This is a genomic window from Sphaerisporangium viridialbum (genome assembly GCF_049674955.1).
In the GTDB taxonomy this organism is placed as follows: Bacteria; Actinomycetota; Actinomycetes; order Streptosporangiales; family Streptosporangiaceae; genus Sphaerisporangium; species Sphaerisporangium viridialbum.
Window position 1 is genome coordinate 8,207,559 of the sequence record NZ_CP187232.1, and the last position, 20,197, is coordinate 8,227,755.

The following is a 20,197-nucleotide window of genomic DNA, read 5'->3' on the forward strand; positions in this document are numbered from 1 at the left end:
TGGTGCGCCTCTCCGCTCCTACCCGTTTTCGCCGGCTTCCAGGGGGTGCCCTTGACAGCGGCGGAACCACGACCCTTAACTGGCGACAACTCATTATTAACCGGCCGTTCGGTCAGTATGCAAGGCGCGCGACACCCCGTGGAGGGAGGGCTGGGATACTCCTGCGATGACCACCGCCCGCGTCACACCTCCGCGACGAGGCCGCCCCGGCTACGACCTCGAGTCGCTGCTCGCCGTCGCGGTCAAGGTCTTCAACGAGCGCGGGTACGAGGCCACCAGCATGGAGGACCTCTCCCGCAGGCTCGGCATCACCAAGTCGGCGATCTACCACCACATCACCGGCAAGGACGAGCTGCTCCGCCTGGCCGTCGACCGCGCCCTGGACGGCCTGTTCGAGGTCGCGGACGAGGCCGCCGCCATGGAGGGCCGCGCCATCGACAAGCTGGAGCACCTCGTGCGGCGCAGCGTGCATGTGCTGGTCGAGCGGCTCCCCTTCGTCACCCTCCTGCTCCGGGTGCGGGGCAACACCAAGGTGGAGCGCCAGGCGCTGGCCCGCCGCCGCCGGTTCGACCACATGGTGAGCGAGCTGGTCCAGCAGGCCGAGGCCGAGGGCGACGTACGTCCCGACGTGGATCCCGCCGTAGCGAGCCGCCTGGTCTTCGGGCTCGTCAACTCGCTGACCGAGTGGTACCGGCCGCGCGGCGGCATGGGCGCCGACGCCCTCGCCGACACCGTCTGCAAGATCGCCTTCGACGGCCTCCGCCAGGAGACCGCCGAAGACGGCGCCTGACTAGGACGTGGCGGAGATCACCGAGCCCTGGTAGGTGTCCTCGATGAACTTCTTCACCTCGGGGCCGGCCAGCAGCTCGGCCAGCTTCTTGACCTGCGGGTCGCCCTCCTGGCCCTTGAGCACCACGAGACCGTTGGCGTACGGGTTGGCCTCGGCCTTCTCCAGCACCAGGGCGTCGGAGGCGGGCTTGAGCTGCGCCTCCAGCGCGTAGTTGCCGTTGATGACGGCCGCGTCCACGTCTTCGAGCGAGCGCGGGAGCTGTGCGGCCTCCAGCGGCTTGAACTGGAGGTTCTTGGGGTTCTCCGCGACATCCCGCTCGGTGGCGGCGGTGCCGACGCCCGGCTTGAGCTTGATCACGCCGTTGTCCTCCAGCAGCTTCAGGCCGCGTCCGAGGTTGGTGGCGTCGTTCGGGACGGCCACGGTCGCGCCGTCGGCCAGCTCGCCGACGCTCTTGACCTTCTTGGAATACAGGCCGAGGGGCTCCAGGTGCACCGCCTGCACGAAGGCCAGCTCCTTGCCGCCCTTGGACTTGAGGAAGTCGGCCAGGTAGGGGCGGTGCTGGAAGTAGTTCGCGTCGAGCTGGCCCTCCTGGAGCTGGACGTTCGGCTGCACGTAGTCGGTGAACTCCACGATGTCCAGCTTGAGCCCGGCGGCGGGGGCCAGCTTGTCCTTGACGAACTTCAGGATCTCCCCGTGGGGCACCGGGCTGACACCGACCTTGAGCACGTCGTCCTTGGCGGCGGCCGGCTCCGAGCCCGATCCTCCGCAGCCCGCGAGCACCAGTGCCATCGTGGCGACGGCCACTACCCCGATCAACTTGCGCACGTCATATCTCCTTTTATCCATCTATTGCCAATGGGGGAAAGCCCTGGGAATGGCTACCTGTGAGAGAGCCGGCGGGCGAGGAGGTCGCCGAGGCTCTGCACGAGCTGCACCACCACGACGAGCAGCACGACCGTGACGATCATCACCGTGGTGTCGAAGCGCTGGTAGCCGTACCTGATCGCGAGGTCGCCGAGGCCACCGCCGCCGATCGCCCCGGCCATCGCGGAGTACCCGATCAGCGCCACGATCGTCACGGTCAGCCCGGCGACGAGCCCGGGCAGGGCCTCGGGGAGCAGGACCCTCGCCACGACCCTCGTACGGCTCGCGCCCATCGCCTGGGCGGCCTCGACGAGCTCCCGCTCGACCCCGCGCAGCGCGGTCTCCACCAGCCGGGCGAAGAAGGGGACGGCTCCGAGCGTGAGCGGCACGATCGCGGCGACCGTCCCGATCGTGGTACCGGTGACCAGGCGCGTGAACGGGAGGATCGCGACCATCAGCACGATGAACGGCAGCGAGCGCCCGACGTTGACGATCGCCCCGAGCACGGCCTTGACGGCGGGCGCGGGGATGAGGCCGCCGCGGTCGGTGGCGACCAGCAGCACGCCGAGTGGCAGGCCGAGCACCAGCGTGAGCAGCGCCGACCAGAACACCATCTGTGCCGTCTCGCCGGTGGCCTGCGTGAGCGCCTGCAGCAGGTCGTCGCCGCTCATCGGGCCTCCTCCAGGATCAGGCCGCGCTCGCGCAGGTAGGCGAGGGCCTCGGCGCTGTTCCTTCCTTCGAGCCTGACCCGCAGGCGCCCGACCGGCACGCCCGCGAGCTCCTCCAGGGATCCGCCGAGGATGTCGACGTCCACGTCGAACTTGCGGACCAGGCTCGACACGACCGGCTCGCCCGCCTGCCCGGCGAAGGTCACGGTGACGCTGCCGGGCGGGGCGGGCTCGGGGAGCGGGAAGATCTCGCGGGTGAGAAGCGACCCGGGCCTGGCGATGAGCTCCGCGACCGTACCGGACTCCTCGACGCGGCCGTCGCGCATGATCGCCGCCGAGTCGCAGACGCTCTTGATGACGTGCATCTCGTGGGTGATCAGCAGGATCGTCAGGCCGAGCTCCTCGTTGAGCCGCTTGAGCAGGGCGAGGATCGACTGCGTGGTCCCCGGGTCGAGCGCGCTGGTCGCCTCGTCCGAGAGGAGCACCTTGGGACGCGCGGCGAGGGCGCGGGCGATGCCGACGCGCTGCTTCTGGCCGCCGGAGAGCTGGGCGGGGTAAGCCGAGGCCTTGCCCTGGAGCCCCACCAGCTCCAGGAGCTCGCCCACGCGCGCGCCGCGCTCCCGGCGCGGCACCCCGGCCACCTCCAGCGGGAAGGCGACGTTGCCCGCGACCGTGCGGGAGGAGAGCAGCGCGAAGTGCTGGTGGATCATGCCGATTCCCTGCCTGGCGCGGCGCAGCCCCGCGAGGTCGAGCGAGGTGAGCTCCTGGCCCGCGACGGTCACGGTGCCACTCGTCGGGCGCTCCAGCAGGTTCACGCAGCGCAGCAGCGTGCTCTTGCCGGCGCCGCTCTGCCCGAGCACACCGAAGATCTCGCCTTCCCGCACGCCGAGGTCGACACCGTCGAGCGCGACGACGCCGGTGCCGTAGACCTTTCGCAGGTCAGAAACATGTATCACAGGTAGGTTATATCCGAAATTGGAGGCGGGCAGGACGGCCGGGTAAGGGAGATCCCCCTTCAGAGACGGCCGCGACACCCGCGGATCGACCGGTCGGCCAAGGGCAACGACCAGGTCAAAGGCGGGGCAAGCGTCATGCTGAGGCCAACCGCCCCACGCATTCTCACCATTCCCGATCGGAAGTGTGATTCGGGCCACTGGCCGGATCTGGCCGTTCTCGGGCACGGAAAACCGCTGCGTGGCCGGGGAACCGCGTCGCGGCAAGCTGCCCGGCCGCCGACTTTGAGGAGTTTTCGCGAAAGACGGCTAAGAGTAGATGCTACTTTACTGACGGTAGCCGCGGATGGGTGCGGACCTGGCCGGGAAGGAGCCCCCGCGCCGTCAAGCGGCCCGGACACGATGTCCCATCTCTTCCAGGGGGGTCTGGTGGCGGGTGCGGCGAGATCGGGGTCACCGGTCGACGACCCGTGGGGTTCACGCCCGGGCATGGCGCACCTGGTGGGGTTCGCCGCCCTGGTGCTCGACAGGCAGGGGTGCGTCACCGAGTGGGGTGGCGGCGCCACCCGCCTGTTCGGCCACTCCCGCGAGAAGGCCCTGGGTCGCGACATCTGCGACCTGCTGCTGGGCGGCACCCGTCGCGACACGGTGCGGCGAGTCCTCGCCCAGGTGGCCGCTGGGGCGCGGTGGAGCGACGTCCTCTCCGTCGCGCGCGCCGACGGCCAGGTCCACGACGTGGCGTTCGTCTGGGAGCCCCTGGCCCGTCCGGGCGCGTGGGGCGCGGTGATGGTCACCGCCACGGACACCTCCCTGCCCTCCCCCGCCGACGCCGGCGCCTCCGCCGGTGACCGCCTGGCCCTGCTGCACGAGCTGAGCGCCCACGTCGGCACCACGCTCGACCCTCGGCAGGCCGCCGAGGACTTCATGGACATCGCCGTGCCAAGGTTCGCCGACGCGGCGAGCCTCTATGTCGTCGAGGGCCTGCTGAGGGACGAGCTCCATCCCGATCTCGCGGCCGACGGGTCGGTCAGGGTGCGGCGGCTGGCCATCCGCTTCGGCCCCCGCCGCACCGGCGAGCGCCCCGCGGGCGCGGACGAGTGGCGCGCCGTCTTCCCGGCCAACGAGATCGTCAACTACGGCGCGCGGCACCCGGCCAACCGCTGCATGACCGGCGACACCGCCATCCTCTACACCTTGGCCGACCTCGAGATCAGCGAGCTCGACAGGATCACCGGCATGCTGGGCGAGTCGGCGATCAGCGTCCTTTCGAAGACCTCGTTCCTCGCGGCGCCCCTGACGGCGCGGGGCGTCGTGCTGGGGTTCATCGCGTTCAGCCGCACCGCCGACCGTCCCCGCTTCGACGACCACGACAGAACCCTGGCCGAGGATCTCGCCACCCGGGCGGCCATCTGCATCGACAACGCCCGGCTCTACTGCCGCGAGCGCCGCACGGCCCACGCGCTCCAGCAGGACCTGGCGCCGCGCACGCTCACCGTCCCGCCCGGTCTGGAGGTCGCGCACCGCTACCTGCCCGCGAGCGCCATGACGGTGGGCGGCGACTGGTACGACGTGATCTCGCTGTCCGAGACCCGCATCGCGCTGGTGATCGGCGACGCCATGGGACACGGCGCGGTGGCGGCCGGGGCGATGGGCCAGCTCCGCGCGGCCGTACGGGCGCTCGCCGGCTTCGACCTGCAGCCCGACCAGGTGCTGCGCCGGCTCGACCGCATGGCGGAGGACATCGAGTCCATCCAGTGCGCAACCTGCCTCTACGCCACCGTCGACCTCGCCACCCGCACCTGCGCACTGTCCCGCGCGGGGCATCCGCCGCCGATCCTGGTCCACCCCGACGGCACCGCCTCCGTGCTCTCCCTGCCGTCGGGGCTCGCCCTCGGCCTCGGCGACCCCACCTTCTCCGGGGCCTTCACCACGACCGAGGTGACGATCCCGGTCGGGAGCACGCTCGCCCTCTACACCGACGGCCTGGTGGAGAGCCGCGAGCAGGACATCGACAGCGGCATCGCGGCCCTCCAGGAGGCGCTCGGCTCCCCCCGCGACACCCTGGAGTCCACCTGCGACGCCATCATCGCCGCCCTCCCCAGGCAATACGACGACGTGGCCCTCCTCCTCACCCGCACCACCGACGCGGCCTCGGCTCCTGTGCGCCGCCCGGCAGATCAATGATCGCCAGATGGCGCGGACCATCATCTGGTGTCAATAAGTGTCGCCGACCATGGCCGATCCTGGTTTCGACGGGTACGGGCGCAGACGGCCCCCCGGGATCACAGCTCGACCCCATGGCCGGGAGATGGATTCCATCCTGTAGCCGTTGACCGTGGACGGCGGGTCCTCGGAATGTCGGTGCCCGCGGCTAACGTACGCCGTGTGACGATCCCCGATGTCTCCCTCGCCGCCGTCCCTCCAGCGCAGGACGCCGGCCCGCCGATGGCCCCCTTCGCCTCGCTCGGGCGCACGGTGCTGCTGGTGGACGACGCCGATGCGGCGCTCGCCTTCTACCGGGAGGCGCTGGGTTTCGCCGTCCTGCACGACCAGGAGACCGACGGCTTCCGCTACCACGACGACCCGGGCAGCCGGTCGCTGCACTTCCGCGACCCGCTCGGCAACGTGATCGTCGCCGTCCAGCTCAAGGGGGCGGGGCGGTGACCACGGCCGACGACGTGCGGCGGCTGGCGCGCACCCTGCCCCGCTCCGAGGAGAAGCTGATCCGTGACCGGGTCAAGTTCCGGGTCGGCCGCATCGTCTTTCTCTCCCTGTCCCCCGACGAGACGCTGATGGGGTTCGGCTTCCCCAAGGAGGAGCGTGCGGCGCTGGTCGCGGCGGAGCCCGGCAAGTTCCTCATGCCGATCCCGTCCGACGAGCGGTACAACTGGGTCCGGGTCCGGCTGGCGGCGATCGACGAGGCCGAGATGCGCGAGCTCGTCCTGGAGTCGTGGCGCATGGCCGTGCCCAAGCGCGTCGCGGCCGCGTACTTCCAGGAGCAGGAGCAGCTCCCGGCGCCGTCCGGGCGGCCGTCGGAGCGGTGATCGAGCGGTGATCGACCGGCGGTCGCGCGCTCCCACGGCGACCACCCGGCCATCTGGCACCCGATTTTGTCGGTGCCCGAGTTCACACTCGTCGGTGTGACCACCTCATCCCAAGGAGGTTCCCGATGGCGCGACGACGGCCGGCCCGGCGTGGGGGGCGCCGCTCCGGCGGCGACGGCATCATGCTGGCGATGGTGGGGCTCGTGGTGGCGGTCCCGGTCATGAACGCGACGGTGGGGTTCGTGCGCGCGTCGTCGCCGTGGCTCCTGGTCACGACGCTCGCCGTGGCCGCCGTCGTCATCGCTGTGGCGCTGCTCGCCCTCCACAGGAGAGAGAGCCAGCCTCGCCATGATCGATCGGGGCGACCCCCTCGGCACGCTCCTGCTCACCCGCCGGCGCCTCAGCGTGTGAGCGGGGCGGATGAACAGGCGATCACTTCGGCGGGCGTCTCGGGTCAGAGGGCGTAGGTCGGGAAGAGGTTGGTCGTCGGCCAGGTCTTGACGGCGTTCGCGGCCTTGTGGAGCAGGCCGTCGATGTCGCCGTAGTTGAGCCCCGACGGGTCCTCGCGCTGGTCGAAGAGCACCACCCAGCTCAGCCCGTCGAACCGGCGCACCATGAGGGTCGAGGTGCCGGGCAGCGAGCCGTTGTGCCAGGTGTTCAGGCCGCCGGTCACCGGGCGCACCATCCAGCCCATGCCGTAGTACCAGCCCTCGGAGTTGACTCCGATGGAGGGCTTGGCGAACATCTTCGTGATGGACGCCGAGGTGAGCACCCCGGCGGCGTCGGAGATCGTGGTGAACTTCGCCAGGTCGACGGCCGACGAGAGCCAGCCTCCGTGGGCGGCCATGTTCTCGATGTTGAAGCTGCCGTACGCGGCGGGGACGACCGTCCCGGAGGTGTCGATCACCGTCGTCCCGGTCCCCGCGGCGAAGTACGGGGCCTCGGTCGGCCGCCGCAGGGCCTTGGCGGACCTGCCGAGCACCATCCGCTTGATCTTCACCGGCGCGAGCACCTTCTGCTGCACGTAGGCGGCGTACGACATGCCGCTCACCTTCTCGATGATCTTCCCGAGCAGCAGGTAGCCGTAGTTCGAGTACGCGTACTTCGTCCCCGGCGCGAGGTCGAGCGGGAGCCGTGACGTGTAGTCCATGACGTGCGCCTGGCTCACCGGCAGCGGAACGCCGAGCAGCTTGGCGACCGCGCGGTCCTGGAACATCGGGTCGGGCGAGACCGAGCGGTCCCAGCCGCCCAGGTGCTGCAACAGGTGGAGCACGGTGACGTTGCCGAGCCGGGCGTCGGCGGTCGTGCTCAGGCCGAGCAGGGGCGCCACCCGGGCGGTCAGGCTCAGCTTTCCGTCCTGGACGAGCTTCATCACGGCGGTCGCCGTGACGGGCTTGCTCACGCTGGCCACGCGGAACAGCGAGGTGGGGCCCGCCTGGAACGACGTGTCCGCGGTCCAGTTGTAGCCGCGGGCCAGCACCAGCTTGCCCTTGCGCACGACGGCCAGCGACGCGTGCGGGATGGTGCGCGCCTGCATGAAGCTCTTGAGAGTGCTGTCGAACGACGCCAGGCCGGAGGCGGCCTGGCCGGTGACCCGCCAGACGCGGGCGGCGGAGGTCTCGGCGATGGCCGGTCCCGTCTTCGTGGCGGCGAACCCGGCCGCCGCGGCGCCCGTCAGCAGCCGGAACGTGTCCCTGCGAGTGAGCATCCCAGATCCCCCGATCACGGTGAAGTAATAGCAAAAGTGGATCTTACGGGAACCGGCCCCACCGCACGGCGTTTCGACACGGCGGGAGGCTATCGACACCGGCTCCTGGGCTGCTGAGTTTCCGGGCTGGACGCTGGTCGTGGCCGCGGGCACCTACCCTCACGGCTACCACTGGTAGGACGCGAGATTCGGCGAGCACCGGAATTTCGGCCCTGGAGCCGCACGGCCGGTGCCCGGAAACAGGCCGCGGCTGACCGCTGAGCACGCCGCTGAGCAAACCCCTCGTACATCCCTGGGCGACTGGAATCCATTAATCGCGATATATCGTCCGTAGTCCTGAGAAAACGGGTTATCGGGCATCCTTAATCGGCCATTGACCAGCGTACGACGGCAGATCACGAAAACGCCGACAAACGCGATTTAAGAAGGCCTGGAAAAGCACCACACGGCGCGGCATACTAGCCTGACAATCAAGCCGTCCAGTGGGGAACGCATCGCAGCGAAGGAGTATCCGCGATGGACCCCGCCCTGGTCACCCTCGCCGGCGCCGCGGGAACAGCACTGGTCCAGGCCATGACCAGAGACAGCTGGGAAGCGGTCCAGACGCGCTTCTCCGCGATCTTCAGCCGCCACGCCGAGGTCGACCCCGCGGAGCTGGAACGCGAGCTGGAGGCGAGCGAGCAGCGCCTCCGATCGCCCTCCGGCCCGCTGGAGCCGGCCGTGGAGGACGAGCGGCGACGCTGGGCGACGCTCCTGGCCGCCTTCCTCGCCCAGCACGCCGAGGCGGCTCCCGAACTGCAGGACTTCGTCCACGACGTGCGGCAACTCGCCGCGCGTGACTCCTTCAACGTGGTGCAGCAGATCACCGCCGGCCGCGACTCCTACACCGCCGGACGCGACCAGCACCTGTTCCCGGGCGTGGACGACGACGATGAGCGCTGAGCCGGAGTCCCGCGGGGAGCTGGTCCAGCGGGTGATGGCACGGCGAGACGCCTTCACTGCGGCACGCGACCTCTACGTGAACATCCTGCTGGACGAGCGGCGGCCCGAGCCGGCCGTCGGGGGCTCCTACCGGCGCGAGCGTTCGCTGTTCATCCAGTACGTCAACCCCGAGATTCTGGCCTGTTACGGAAAGGACGTGACCAGAGGCGACGTCGGCCAGATCCTGGAACAGTCGCTCAGGGCCACGCGGCTGGCGGTGCTTCTGACGGACGCCTATCTCCTGTTCCCCTCGTCCTACATGTTCGAGCTGCCGTGGTTCGGCGTTTTCCTCCGGGCCGTCGAGCCGCTGATCCACGAGGGGCTGATCCGCCATACGTCCCCCACCCCCGAGCTGACGGCGTACCGGGACATGAAAGTCCGGGAGTATCGCCGCGACGAGAACAATCCATATTCGACGTCGCAACGGTTCCACATAGAGCCCGATCTTGCGTGGTATCCGCACTCCGGAAAACCGACGTCCGTGGGCATCGCCGAGCTGTGGAGCCGGGCGCTGACTCCGGAGGGCGGCCTCTCGGGCGTGGTCCACGCGGTCGCGCGCGCATGGCACCGCCCGTACGGGCGCGTGGAGAGGGCCATGGCCAGGTCGCCCGAGCGGCTGGAAGGGCAGGCGTTCGTCAAGCGCTTCGTCGAGCGCACCCTGCCCGGCCCGATGCCGGGCGACGCGGACAGCCTCCTCGGCCTGTTCCTGTCGGCCGCCTACCTGCGCAGCTACGTGCGCGACCTGGACACCGCGATCCTCACCGACCTGCCGATAGGGCCGCTGTCGTGCGAGCTGAACGACTCGATGGAGGACATGAAGGGACGGGTCCTCTCCTACCGGCGCCTCGACCTCGCGCTGCACTGGCTGCGCGTCGACCACTTCGTCCACCGTGGGGCCACCTGGAAGGAGCTCGTTCTTCTGAGATCCAGCGCCGAGTTCGGCATGATTACGTCGTTGCTGTATGGGAGCGGCTCGGCGAACGCATTCAGGCTCGCGATCATCGGCGCCAGTAGGTCTCGGCACTTCGGTCCCGCCGCCACCTGTGGGGACGCACTGTCCAACGTGGCGGTCGTGGCCGACCAGCTGGCCCGGATGCTCGGCTGACCGTTCCACCCACCCCGCGCGAGGTCCGTCGCGGGCGGAACGAACGGCGAGGGAACACCAATGAAGCTTTCGGTGTACTGCTCCGGGTCCATCGCGAAGGGAGCCTCCGACACCGGGAAGCTCACCTGGTCCGACACCGAGAGGATGGAGGTCGCCAAAGGAGCCGCACCCCACGAGGTCGTCTTCCTCAATCCCGACGACCCCATCACCGACCCGAACAACACCCTTGGGCAGTTTGGTCGAGACATGTATCAGGTCATGGTCGCGACGGCGGTGATCGTGGACGCGCGAGAGAGGCGCGGCCTCGGCATCGGCGTCGAGATGGCGGCGGCGGGCACCTTCGGCACGCCCGTCATCGTCGTGGCGCCGCCGAACTCCAAGTACCGGGCCGACACGCTCGAATACCGAGGCGTCACCGTTCACGACTACGTCCATCCGCACGTCGCCGCGCTCTCCGCGGCCATCGCCGACGACTTCCTCGCCGCGGGCGAAGAGCTGGCGCGCATCGTGGACGCCAACGCCCTGCCGGGGCTCTCGCACGTGCCCGGCTGGCTCGGGAGGGCGATCGACGAATACCGCGACAACGTCCTCGGAGCCGATCTACCCATGCTGGAGGCGTTGCGGCAGCTCGACCTAATCCCCGGATGACCGACAGGAGGACCGAGTGATCCTCGAAGCCGAGGACAGCACCGCGGAGCTCATCGAGGCGGGGACGCACGCGTCCCGGTTGTACGTGGTGCGCAACAGCGCTCTTGAACGAATGCTCTTCGACCGCAACCTCGTCGGAACGGACTTCCGCCGGGCGTGCCTCGCGTCGAGCCGCCACTTCTTCGGCCATCTGGCCGACGAGCTCCACCCCGGCGACACGGCCGAGCTGATGATCCTGAGCAAGGGGCTGGTGTACCAGCTCGGTGACGCAATGGCCCGGCAGAGCGGTCACAACCTGCCGCTGAATCTGGTCGCCACCTCGCGGGTGGCCGTGTCAGCGGAGTCCGCCCGGGTCGAGGTGTCGTACGCGCAGATCGCGGCGCCCGCGCGCACTCTGCTGGTCGGGGACACCGTGGCCTCCGGGGCGACGATCGTCGCGGCGGTCGGCCGCTACCTGGAGACCCACCCGCTGAAGCGGCTGTACGTCCTGTCGTACGCCGGGACCCGCGCGGGGGCGGAGCGCATCGCCGCCTTCTGCGCGCGAAGGGGCATACGGTCGACGTTCCTCTACGGTCTCGCCGCCTTCGGCCTCGGTCTCAACGGGTTCGACCTCTCGTTCCTGCATCCCGGGACGGTCACCAGGCAGGCGTACGTCGAAAGGGCCGCCAGGCAGTTCTCAGGGAAGCCGGTCTCGGCCGTGGGGTGGGACTTCGGCTCGCAGGTCGTGGCGCCGCGCAAGTACCGGCGGCTGTGCTGGGTCGAGGCGGAGGTGTGGGGGCTGCATGGCAGCGACTGCCTGGCGGTCGCCGAGAGGCCGGAGAACTGGGCCGAGCTCGCCCACGAGCGCGCGGCGTACGCGGACGCCCTCGGGCCCGGCTGGAAGAACATCATCCATTCACGCGATGCCCTGTGATGTCACATTCATCCGCCCGGCACCTGCCGCGCATTGCGGCGCGGTGAACGGCTGGCGACAATGGAATCCGGCTAAGGAGGTCGCCGATGGCTGAGAGCGGCGCATCGACGGAGCGGTTCACCGACGAGGAGTACGCCTTTCTGCGCTACGCCAGGTTCGGCGAGCTGCCGGCCCGCGTCCTGCCGAGCGAGATGATCGAGGAGGTCGAGACCGGCCATCCCCACGACGTCCCCGAGCAGGCGTTCGACGCCCGCCGCTGGGGCGAGGCGGGCCGCTGCCTGTGAACGGGCGTCCCGGCTGATCACGAGGGCCGGGGCTCACACAGGAACTCCCTGAGCGCCCGGTGGTACGGCACGATCGTGGTGATGTCCAGGTGCTCGTCCGGTCCGTGCTGGCCGTCGCCCCCGGCGCCGAAGATGACGGCGTCGACGCCCCGCTGGTAGTAGAAGCGGCCGTCCGCGGCGCCGTGCTTGCGCAGGAAGCCCGCGTCGTAACCCTGGTTCCGCGCGGCCCGCTGGAGCCCGCGCACCTTGGGATTGTCCCGATCGGCGTGGTGCGGCGCGTCGACGTGGCCGACGACGGGCGTCACGCCGGGCTCGCAGAAGGTCCGCAGGTACGCGGTGATCTCCTGGACGGTCCTGCCGCCGAGGTCCGCGTCCTCGGGCGGGAAGCGGATGTCGAGCCACGCCTCCGCCGCGGCGGGCACCTGGTTGCGGATCGCGTCCGGGGTCTCGACGCGCGCGACGTTGACGGTGGTGCGCCAGGCCTCCTCGGTGGCGACGGGATACCGTGCCAGCACCTTGTCCAGGCTGCGCAGGAGCTTGAGCAGGGCGTTGTCGCCGAGCCACGGGTAGGCGCCGTGGGCGCTCCGGCCGACGGCCGTGAGGTTCGCGGCCACCATGCCCTTTGAGTCGGTGACGATGCGCAGCCCGCTGCCCTCGCCGATGATGACGAAGTCGCCGGTGACGCCCTGTTCCAGCTGGTACCGCGTGCCGTCGCGCCCGCCGACCTCCTCGTCGGTGACGAGCTGCAGCGCCACCGGGTACGGCAGGCCGGCGGCCAGTTCCCGGAAGACCTGGGCCTGCACCAGCGCTGACACCTTCATGTCCTGGGCGCCCCGGGCGTACAGGCGGGTGCCCTCGCGGCGGGGGCGGAACTGGTCCGGCGGAGCGGGCACGACATCGAGATGGGCGTTGAGGATGACCTCGAAGCGCGGTCGTGCCGCGCCGGGGTACACCAGCGCGCTCAGCTTGCCGTTGGACTCGAACCGCTCCACCGTGAAACCGGGCCCGACGAAGTCCAGCACGAGGTCGAGCGCCCGGCACAGCTCGCCCGGCCGGTCGGCCGTCGACGGAACGGCGAGCAGTTCCTCCGCCATGGCGAGAAAGGACTCGGGCGGTTCCCCGCCCGTGGCGGGAAAGGGTTCGGCGTCCACGGATCAATCGTCTCGTCCCCGGCCCACCCCTGTCATAGACGTCGACGCCGAGCGGCGGGTCAGAGTGCCGTCTTCCGCTGCCAGCGGGCGAGCAGGTCCCGGTCGCCGAACACCTCGAAACGGGCGTCGGCGGGCTTGAGGCGGCCGTAGACGAGGAGCAGGAGGTCGCTCGCGGTGCCCCGCACGGCGACGTCGCCCTTGCCGTGGCCGTGCTCCCAGGAGAAGCCCTCCGGTCCCAGCGTCACGGTCCACTCCCCGCCCTCGTCGACGTCCGTGGCGTGGAAGTGCAGGACCTCGCCGCCTTCCCCGAGCTCCTTCAGGGCGCCGGCCACCCAGGTGGCCGCCGTCAGGTTGTCGAGGAGCTCGTCCACGCCGTCCGCCGCCACCCTGGCATCGACCCTCGGCTCGCGTCCCAGGGCGATCTCGGCGTCGGCCCGGTGGACGGTGCACTCGTGGAGCATCCGCCTGGACCAGAAGTGCGCGTGCTGGTCGGCGCCCCACGACCACACCTCGGCGTCCGCACCCGCCTCCCGCAGCGTGGCGACCAGGGTCGCGCCCCCGGCCGCCAGCCAGCCCGGATAGCCCTTGTCGTCGTCCGGCAGGGTGACCGGCACGTCGCGGGACGGCAGCCGCTCGCGGACGCGGTGACGCACGAGGTGCTCGGCCCACCGCTGCGTGATCCCGACATGCTTGAGTAGCTTGGTGAGGGTCCATCCCGGACAGGTGGGCACCTCCGCCGCCGGGTCGGCGCCCTCCACCGCCCCGGCGAACCGCCCCAGTTCGGCCTCGAGCGCCGAACAGTAGTCTTCGTGCGACCAGCGACCTTCGATCTCCACGCTCATACCAGGGAGCGTAGACCGTGCTCCGTCCGCCGGTGGCTGCAGCGTTCTGACCTGCGTGGAAGCAGCGAGACATCGGAGTTGTTCAAAGTTTCAACCAAACCGGGAGGACAGACATGAGCACACCCACCGTCGACGTCCGCAGGGCCGAGGAGCGGTTCGCCACGAAGATCGACTGGCTGGACTCCAAGCACTCGTTCTCGTTCGGCCACCACCAGGACCGCCGCAACGTCCACCACGGCGTGCTCCTGGTCAACAACGACGACATCGTCAAGCCCGGCATGGGATTCGAGACGCACCCGCACCGCGACATGGAGATCGTGACCTGGGTGCTGCGCGGGTCGCTGGTCCACCAGGACTCCGAGGGACACTCGGGCGTCATCTACCCCGGCCTCGCCCAGCGCATGAGCGCGGGCACCGGCATCCTGCACTCGGAGAAGAACGACGCCTGGCGGCTCAACGGCGGCGACGACCACCAGGAGCCGGTTCACTTCGTTCAGATGTGGGTGGTTCCCGATGAGCCAGGCATCGCCCCCGGGTACGAGCAGCTCGAAATCGACGACGAGTTGCTGCGCGGCGGCCTCGTCCCCGTCGCCTCCGGAATGCCCCGGCACGACGGCCGGTCCGCCATCCGCATCAAGAACAAGTACGCCGCGCTCCACGTCGCGCGGCTGAAGCCGGGCGAGAGCGTCGAACTCCCCGAGGCGCCCTTCCTGCACCTGTTCGTCCCCCAGGGCAACGTCACCCTCGAAGGCGCCGGCGCCCTCGCCCAGGGTGACGCCGTCCGCTTCACCGGCACCGGCGGTCAGCGCGTCACCGCCACCGACCCGGCCGAGATCCTCCTCTGGGAGATGCACGCCACCATCGCGGCCTGATCACCGCGGGGTCAGCAGAGCCTGGCACTCCAGATACGGACACTTCAGCGGTTACGTGAAACAGTGGAGAGGTCGTGGAGACGTAATCGAATCCACGCCGCTATGGGAACGCCTGAACGGAAAATCCTCGCACACTATCCCCCAAAGCCACTATGAGGAGAAGCGGGAACGTGAATAGGGGTCCCCTTGACCGAGAGGGCGGTATGGTAACGGTTACCCAGGCCGCGTAAGGTTGGGGGACCTTTGCTTCGCAGTTCGGCGGGGTCGCCGGTGGAACGTCCTCAAGGTGCCTCCCAGGCCCGAGAGGCACGTTCCATTGTCGTGCCACGCCTGCGTCAGACCATGCCAAGTGCGTTGTGCGGTTACACGCCGGGAGGCACCTCGGTGAGATCTCACTGACCGTGTGCAGTTCCCTCGGCGTGACAACGCTTTCAGTTAGGGAGAGACGTGCCGACCACGCACAAGATGCCCGCGATGGGCAATGTGCCGACGCGGCACGATGTGCCAACGACTCTCATCGACGACCGGCGTGGCGGCAAGCTCGCGGTGACCGAATGGGGCGATCCCTCCGGCACGCCCGTCTTCTTCCTCCACGGCACCCCTGGCTGCCGCATCGGCCCATTGCCCAAGACGTCATCCCTGTTCCGCCAGCGGATCCGCCTGATCTGCTTCGACAGGCCGGGGTACGGCGACTCCAGCCGCCGCGAGAACCGCCAGGTGAGCGATGGCGCGTTCCAGGTCAAGGTGGTCGCCGACACGCTGAGGCTCAACCGCTTCGCGGTCGTCGGGCGGTCGGGCGGCGGGCCGCACGCGCTGGCGTGTGCCGCGCTGTTGCCCGACCGGGTGACGCGCGCCGCGACCCTGGTGACGCTGGCACCGCCCGACGCCAAGGGTCTCGACTGGTTCGGCGATATGGCCGAGTCCAATATCCAGGAGTACAAGGCCGCCGAGTTGGGGGCGTCATACCTGGCGAACTATCTGGAACCGGTCACCGAGGACATTCAGGAGCTTCCCACGCGCCTGATCCGCGGTTTCTTCCATGAGCTGCCCCCCTCCGATCGGCGCATCGTCGCGAACGCGGTGGTCCGAAAATCGCTGTCCGATGGCTACGTGGAGGCGCTCAAGGTCTCCGCCGATGGATGGATCGACGACGGCGTGGCATTCAGGGCCGAATGGGGTTTCGACCCCGCCGATATCTCGATTCCTGTACGGCTCTGGCACGGGGCGGAAGACGTCTTCTCGCCCGTGCGGCATACCGAGTGGCTCGCCGGCCAAATGCCCACGGCGGAGGCCCTCATCCAACCCGACGTGGGACATTTCTCGGCAATCTACGCATTGCCCAGCATTCTCTCGTGGCTGACCGCGGACAGGGCCTCCTTCCACTGAGCCGGACCGGCACCTGAGTCAGACCGGCAGCGCCTCGAGGTCCAGGGTCATTCTCCGGCCGCTCTCCAGGAAGACCAGGAGCGGGTGGCTCTCGCCGAGGACCTCGCGGAAGGCGTTCAGGGTCTCCTCACGCACCTGCTGCCCCTCCTCGCCCAACCCGACCGAGAACAACGTGGCCGCGAGGTTGGCCGAGCAGGCGAGGGTGTCCGGATGCGAGGGGCCGAGGGTGTCGCGCAGCCGGCGGAACGTCGAGCGCTCCAGCTCCAGCGCTCCCCTCCAGTCGTCGAGGTCACCCAGGCAGTTCGCGTAGTTCACCGCGCAGCACAGGGTGTAGGGATGGATCTCGCCGAGCATGGCGGCCATGTGGCGGAACGTGGTCGACGCCATCTCCGCGGCCTTCGCCGGCGAGCCGGACTCCCGGATGTAGATCGACAGGTTGTTGGCGGCGACCAGCGTGTAGGGATGATCGACTCCGAGCAGTTGCCGGAACTCCTGCCATGCCTTGTTCGCGATCTCCCGGGCCCTGGGCTTCTCGCCCAGCGCGGCCACGTCCGAGGCGAGGTTGACCAGGCACACCAGCGTGTCGGGGCTCTCAGGCCCGTACACCTTCTCGAACAGCTTGCTGGTCTGCTCCGTCACCTGGAAGGCTTCCTGGTACATCCCGGCCTTCCGCAGCGAGACGCCCAGGCTCTTGGCGGCGCGCAGCGTGTACGGGTAGTCCTCGCCGAGCAGCGTGCGGTGCTGCTCGTACATCTCTTTCAGCAACTCGACCGACCTGGTGAACTCGCCGGCGTCCCGCAGGTCACCGCCGAGGTTGGCCCCGGAGAACAGCGTGTTCGGGTGCTTCTCACCAAGGACGGTGACGCGGCGCTCGTAGGTGTCGTTGTCGATGTCACGCGCGTCGGCGAACTTGCCCACCAGCCGCAACGACACGGCCATGTTGTTGGCCGCGGACAGGGTGCGCGGGTGGTCCTCCCCGAACCACTCCTTCAGGCGGTCGAAGGTGTCCCTCGCCATGTCCAGCGCGGCGGGATACTCGCCAAGGGCGCGCAGGTCGGCGCCCAGCCCGCCCGCGGTCATCAGCGTGTGGGGGTGGTTCTCCCCCAGCACGGCCCGCTGCCGCGCCAGGACCTCGGTGTCGGTGCGCCGCGCCTCCACATAGCTTCCCTGCGACCGCAGGACGTTCGCCATCTGGAAGCGCAGGTGGAGGATCTGCCGCTCCACCGTCTCCAGCTCGATGTCGTCGGACGAGGTGGCCACGCCGTTCAACCGGTCGCGCAGGGCCGGGAACCGCTCCATCCACGCCGATTCGAGCTGCTTGCCCAGCTCGATGGCCGCGTCGAACTGGCCGCGGAGCCAGAGGTAGCGGACGCGCTCGATCAGGAGGTTGCGGGTGGCCTCCTCTCCCCACTCGATCGCCCCGGAGGGGTCGAGGTGCGGCCAGATCGCGTCGTACTGGTGCCACTTCTCGGGGTCGTCGACCTCGGCGGGCCGGGGCCGCGCGCCGACCAGGATGTTGTGGATCTCCCGGGACGCCTGGATCTTCTCCAGCTCGCTCATGCGGTGCCGGACCATTCCCTGGACGAGCCGGTGAACCACCACGGACTTGGTGGCCTGGTCGAGCCGGGCCAGCCCGAACCGGCTAACCTCCTGGATGACCCTGCCCATGACGAGCTTCTCGCGCAGCGCCGCGTCGTAGGGCACCAGCGCGCCCACCGTCTCGTCGCTGTAGAGCATGTCGATGGAGATGGCCTCCGGCGCGAAGAAGGCGCACAGCTGCAGGAGCCTGGTGCCGGCCCGCGAGCGTTGCCGCAGCTCCTCGAAGGACACCTCCCAGGCCGCCGCCACGGGGGTGGGATAGTTGGTCGGCTTGTTGAGCGACAGCACCTGCGACATCTTGGTCTTGAGCTGGGTGACGTACTCGGCCGGGGACATGCCCGTCTCCTGAAGCCAGGCGGCGGCCTGCTCGATCGCGAGCGGAAGGTCGCCGAGCGACTCGGCCACCGTCTCGGCGTCCGCACGGCTCAGCCCGCGCACCCGCTGCACGAGGTGCTGCACGCTCTCCTCACGGGTGAAGACGTCCACCTCCAGGGGCGTGGCGACCTGCGACCACACCTGGCTCCTGGACGTGACGATGACGTGCCCGGAGCCGCCGGGGAGGAGGTTCTCGATGTCGGTCGGCTCGTGGGCGTTGTCGAAGATCAGGAGCCAGCGCAGCTGGGTCTCGCTCCGCCGCAGCTGGCGGCGCAGCGCCTGCAGGACGTCCTCGAGGTTCTCGCCGACGGGGATGTCGAGGTGCTTGGCCAGCTCGACCAGCGCGGGGATCGCCAGCGCCGGCTGCGCGGCCGGGACGTACCACACCACGTCGTAGTCGGCCAGAAAACGGTAGGCGTACTCCAGCGCCACCTGGCTCTTGCCGATGCCTCCGAGCCCGTGGAGCGCCTGGGGCAGGACCGCGGTGGTGCTCCCGCCGATGAGCTGGTCACGCAGCTTCTCCAGCAACGACCCGCGCCCGGTGAACAGGGCGTTGCGGGTCGGCAGGTTGGTGATCACCGGCTTGGCCCTCGGGAACCGCGGTCCCGCCGTGGCGGTCGCGGACAGCGTCTGGACGTCCCGGCGCGACTGGCCGAGGATGCGCATGAGCGCCATGGTCGCCTGGTCCTCGTCGGCGCGCACCAGGTCGACGGCGGGCGGGTCGCTGAAGGGGTACGCCAGGCGCATGTCGGCCACCCGCACCGGCACGATGATGGGATGCGCGCCCGAGTTGTGCCCGCTCGTCAGGCTGCTCCACAGCTCACGGGTGTGCGGCGAGCGCACGTAGGCGGGCGAGATCACCGCGACGAAGTGGTCGGCGGTCACGGGCTCCGGGGCGGGGACGGACGGCTCCTCGGCCGTCTCCGCGCGCATCTGCACCCGGAAGTCCGCCCGGATGAGCAGTGACTGCAACCAGTCGGCCCACATGCGGTCTTCCGGCACGTAGCTCAGGACCACGTCACCGGGCGCGACCGGCCTGACCCGGGTGAACAGATCTCGGTAGCGCAGCCGGAGCTTCTCGTCCATCGGCGACGGGCTGATCTTGCCCTTGGTGATCACCTCGGTGAGGCTCTCGTAGGCCTTCAGCATCGACCGCGGGGCTCCGGGGAGGTCGCCGAAGGCGGCGAGGGTCTCCTCGAAGGCGTAGAACTGCCTGTAGGGGATCTCGACGGCCGCCCAGTAGTGGTCGGGGTCGGACTTGCCGGGGCCGGAGAGGAACTTGTCGAACTTGCTCCAGGCGTACGCCCGCCCCGCGTCGAGCTTCTCCTTCTCGCCCTCCTCGATGCGCATGGGGACGGGGAAGATCTCGATGTTCCTGGTGTCCGCCCTGCTCACGTCCCGGGCGACGTTGGCGGCCCCCTCGATGCTCTGGTCGCTCAGCGTGAAGCAGTCGACGAGGGCGTCGGGAAGGTGCATCGTGCAGATGTCGGCGATGTCGCTGAGGCCGGTGCGGCTGTCGATGAGGACGTAGTCGTAATTCTGTTTCACGTCGGCGCGGAGGGCGTTGAAGAACAGGCCGCCGCCGAGCTGCTCCCAGAAGTGGTCCCAGTCGAAAGATGCGATCAGGGATGAGTAGTCGCGGTTCTGCCGCCCGGCCGACATGAAATCGAGCCGGCCCTCGCCGGGGAACTCGCTCCATTTGAGCGTGGTGACATAGGGCGAGACCTGGGCGTACTCCTTGTGCCAGTCGTCGGAACGCGGCTCGTCCAGCACGGCGGCCCAGGCGTATTCCTGGATCATCTCGATGACCCCCGGCATGTCGCTGATGCCGGCGGTGAGGAAGGGATGGAAGAACTTGTGCAGCCCCGGGGACTCCAGGTCCCAGTCGATGGTCAGGACTTTCCATCCGTTGCTGGCGAGGATCCAGGCGGTGTTCGCCAGCGCCATGGTGCGTCCGGTTCCACCCTTGTACGAGTAGAAGGTGATGATTTGACCTTCTTGGACGCCATTCATC

At 69.4% G+C, this 20,197-nt stretch carries 19 protein-coding genes; 12 read left to right on the forward strand and 7 right to left on the reverse strand.

What is annotated here, in order from left to right; genetic code table 11:
- The first annotated feature begins 166 nt into the window (after positions 1-166).
- A complete protein-coding gene (locus tag ACOZ38_RS36930) occupies positions 167-790 on the forward strand; it encodes a TetR/AcrR family transcriptional regulator (protein WP_424535620.1) in 624 nt (207 codons plus the stop codon).
- On the opposite strand, the gene ACOZ38_RS36935 is transcribed toward ACOZ38_RS36930, so the two are convergent.
- Genes ACOZ38_RS36935 through ACOZ38_RS36945 form a run of 3 tightly spaced genes read right to left on the reverse strand, consistent with a single transcriptional unit; the run spans position 791 to position 3,278 of the window.
- A complete protein-coding gene (locus ACOZ38_RS36935; RefSeq protein WP_424535621.1) occupies positions 791-1,615 on the reverse strand; it encodes a MetQ/NlpA family ABC transporter substrate-binding protein in 825 nt (274 codons plus the stop codon). It lies immediately after the preceding gene.
- A 53-nt stretch (positions 1,616-1,668) separates the two neighbouring features.
- Complete coding sequence (locus ACOZ38_RS36940) at positions 1,669-2,325, reverse strand: methionine ABC transporter permease (protein WP_405140770.1); 657 nt, start codon at positions 2,323-2,325, stop codon at positions 1,669-1,671.
- A complete protein-coding gene (locus tag ACOZ38_RS36945; protein ID WP_424535622.1) occupies positions 2,322-3,278 on the reverse strand; it encodes a methionine ABC transporter ATP-binding protein in 957 nt (318 codons plus the stop codon). The genes ACOZ38_RS36940 and ACOZ38_RS36945 overlap by 4 nt, the downstream gene beginning before the upstream one ends.
- Positions 3,279-3,764: 486 nt before the next feature.
- Between ACOZ38_RS36945 and ACOZ38_RS36950 the strand changes: the two genes are divergently transcribed.
- The 4 genes from ACOZ38_RS36950 (at position 3,765) to ACOZ38_RS36965 (ending at position 6,786) form a co-directional block, all read left to right on the forward strand.
- Positions 3,765-5,459: a SpoIIE family protein phosphatase gene (locus tag ACOZ38_RS36950; protein WP_424535623.1), complete on the forward strand. Its 1,695-nt coding sequence runs from the start codon at positions 3,765-3,767 to the stop codon at positions 5,457-5,459.
- Between the two features lie 201 nt (positions 5,460-5,660).
- Positions 5,661-5,939, forward strand: a complete 279-nt coding sequence (locus tag ACOZ38_RS36955) for a VOC family protein (RefSeq protein WP_424535624.1) — start codon at positions 5,661-5,663, stop codon at positions 5,937-5,939.
- A complete protein-coding gene (locus ACOZ38_RS36960; protein ID WP_424535625.1) occupies positions 5,936-6,319 on the forward strand; it encodes an MmcQ/YjbR family DNA-binding protein in 384 nt (127 codons plus the stop codon). The genes ACOZ38_RS36955 and ACOZ38_RS36960 overlap by 4 nt, the downstream gene beginning before the upstream one ends.
- A 125-nt stretch (positions 6,320-6,444) precedes the next feature.
- On the forward strand, positions 6,445-6,786 hold the full coding sequence (locus ACOZ38_RS36965; protein ID WP_424535626.1) for a hypothetical protein: 342 nt from the start codon (positions 6,445-6,447) through the stop codon (positions 6,784-6,786).
- Here ACOZ38_RS36965 and ACOZ38_RS36970 read toward each other — a convergent pair.
- Complete coding sequence (locus ACOZ38_RS36970; RefSeq protein ID WP_424535627.1) at positions 6,774-8,027, reverse strand: serine hydrolase domain-containing protein; 1,254 nt, start codon at positions 8,025-8,027, stop codon at positions 6,774-6,776. The genes ACOZ38_RS36965 and ACOZ38_RS36970 overlap by 13 nt on opposite strands.
- A 516-nt stretch (positions 8,028-8,543) precedes the next feature.
- Between ACOZ38_RS36970 and ACOZ38_RS36975 the strand changes: the two genes are divergently transcribed.
- The 5 genes from ACOZ38_RS36975 (at position 8,544) to ACOZ38_RS36995 (ending at position 11,958) form a co-directional block, all read left to right on the forward strand.
- A complete protein-coding gene (locus tag ACOZ38_RS36975) occupies positions 8,544-8,969 on the forward strand; it encodes a hypothetical protein (RefSeq protein WP_424535628.1) in 426 nt (141 codons plus the stop codon).
- On the forward strand, positions 8,959-10,113 hold the full coding sequence (locus ACOZ38_RS36980; RefSeq protein ID WP_424535629.1) for a hypothetical protein: 1,155 nt from the start codon (positions 8,959-8,961) through the stop codon (positions 10,111-10,113). Before ACOZ38_RS36975 ends, ACOZ38_RS36980 begins: the two co-directional genes overlap by 11 nt.
- 60 nt (positions 10,114-10,173) lie before the next feature.
- On the forward strand, positions 10,174-10,761 hold the full coding sequence (locus tag ACOZ38_RS36985) for a hypothetical protein (RefSeq protein ID WP_424535630.1): 588 nt from the start codon (positions 10,174-10,176) through the stop codon (positions 10,759-10,761).
- Between the two features lie 16 nt (positions 10,762-10,777).
- On the forward strand, positions 10,778-11,674 hold the full coding sequence (locus tag ACOZ38_RS36990; protein ID WP_424535631.1) for a hypothetical protein: 897 nt from the start codon (positions 10,778-10,780) through the stop codon (positions 11,672-11,674).
- 86 nt (positions 11,675-11,760) lie between these two features.
- Entirely contained in the window at positions 11,761-11,958 is a 198-nt protein-coding gene (locus tag ACOZ38_RS36995; RefSeq protein WP_405140781.1) for a hypothetical protein, read from the forward strand.
- A 17-nt stretch (positions 11,959-11,975) separates the two neighbouring features.
- Here the strand turns inward: ACOZ38_RS36995 and ACOZ38_RS37000 are convergent, their stop codons facing one another.
- Positions 11,976-13,109 (reverse strand): M20 family metallopeptidase, encoded by a 1,134-nt coding sequence (locus ACOZ38_RS37000; protein ID WP_424535632.1) that lies wholly within the window; start codon positions 13,107-13,109, stop codon positions 11,976-11,978.
- Between the two features lie 59 nt (positions 13,110-13,168).
- A complete protein-coding gene (locus ACOZ38_RS37005) occupies positions 13,169-13,951 on the reverse strand; it encodes a maleylpyruvate isomerase family mycothiol-dependent enzyme (RefSeq protein WP_424535633.1) in 783 nt (260 codons plus the stop codon).
- 113 nt (positions 13,952-14,064) lie between these two features.
- Here ACOZ38_RS37005 and ACOZ38_RS37010 point away from each other — a divergent pair, with 113 nt between their 5' ends.
- Positions 14,065-14,823: a pirin family protein gene (locus ACOZ38_RS37010; protein ID WP_424535634.1), complete on the forward strand. Its 759-nt coding sequence runs from the start codon at positions 14,065-14,067 to the stop codon at positions 14,821-14,823.
- A gap of 447 nt (positions 14,824-15,270) precedes the next feature.
- Entirely contained in the window at positions 15,271-16,209 is a 939-nt protein-coding gene (locus ACOZ38_RS37015) for an alpha/beta fold hydrolase (RefSeq protein WP_424535635.1), read from the forward strand.
- Positions 16,210-16,227: 18 nt separating this feature from the next.
- Here the strand turns inward: ACOZ38_RS37015 and fxsT are convergent, their stop codons facing one another.
- Positions 16,228-20,196 (reverse strand): FxSxx-COOH system tetratricopeptide repeat protein, encoded by a 3,969-nt coding sequence (fxsT, locus tag ACOZ38_RS37020; protein WP_424535636.1) that lies wholly within the window; start codon positions 20,194-20,196, stop codon positions 16,228-16,230.
- Position 20,197 lies beyond the last annotated feature (1 nt).

What these genes read in the sequence shown, in the direction of transcription:
- fxsT (WP_424535636.1), bottom strand. Translation starts at nt 20,196, where the DNA reads ATGAATGGCGTCCAAGAAGGTCAAATCATCACCTTCTACTCGTACAAG.
- ACOZ38_RS36940 (WP_405140770.1), bottom strand. Translation starts at nt 2,325, where the DNA reads ATGAGCGGCGACGACCTGCTGCAGGCGCTCACGCAGGCCACCGGCGAG.
- ACOZ38_RS36995 (WP_405140781.1), top strand. Translation starts at nt 11,761, where the DNA reads ATGGCTGAGAGCGGCGCATCGACGGAGCGGTTCACCGACGAGGAGTAC.
- ACOZ38_RS36965 (WP_424535626.1), top strand. Translation starts at nt 6,445, where the DNA reads ATGGCGCGACGACGGCCGGCCCGGCGTGGGGGGCGCCGCTCCGGCGGC.
- ACOZ38_RS36980 (WP_424535629.1), top strand. Translation starts at nt 8,959, where the DNA reads ATGAGCGCTGAGCCGGAGTCCCGCGGGGAGCTGGTCCAGCGGGTGATG.
- ACOZ38_RS36930 (WP_424535620.1), top strand. Translation starts at nt 167, where the DNA reads ATGACCACCGCCCGCGTCACACCTCCGCGACGAGGCCGCCCCGGCTAC.
- ACOZ38_RS36950 (WP_424535623.1), top strand. Translation starts at nt 3,765, where the DNA reads ATGGCGCACCTGGTGGGGTTCGCCGCCCTGGTGCTCGACAGGCAGGGG.
- ACOZ38_RS36985 (WP_424535630.1), top strand. Translation starts at nt 10,174, where the DNA reads ATGAAGCTTTCGGTGTACTGCTCCGGGTCCATCGCGAAGGGAGCCTCC.
- ACOZ38_RS37005 (WP_424535633.1), bottom strand. Translation starts at nt 13,951, where the DNA reads ATGAGCGTGGAGATCGAAGGTCGCTGGTCGCACGAAGACTACTGTTCG.
- ACOZ38_RS37010 (WP_424535634.1), top strand. Translation starts at nt 14,065, where the DNA reads ATGAGCACACCCACCGTCGACGTCCGCAGGGCCGAGGAGCGGTTCGCC.
- ACOZ38_RS36970 (WP_424535627.1), bottom strand. Translation starts at nt 8,027, where the DNA reads ATGCTCACTCGCAGGGACACGTTCCGGCTGCTGACGGGCGCCGCGGCG.
- ACOZ38_RS36975 (WP_424535628.1), top strand. Translation starts at nt 8,544, where the DNA reads ATGGACCCCGCCCTGGTCACCCTCGCCGGCGCCGCGGGAACAGCACTG.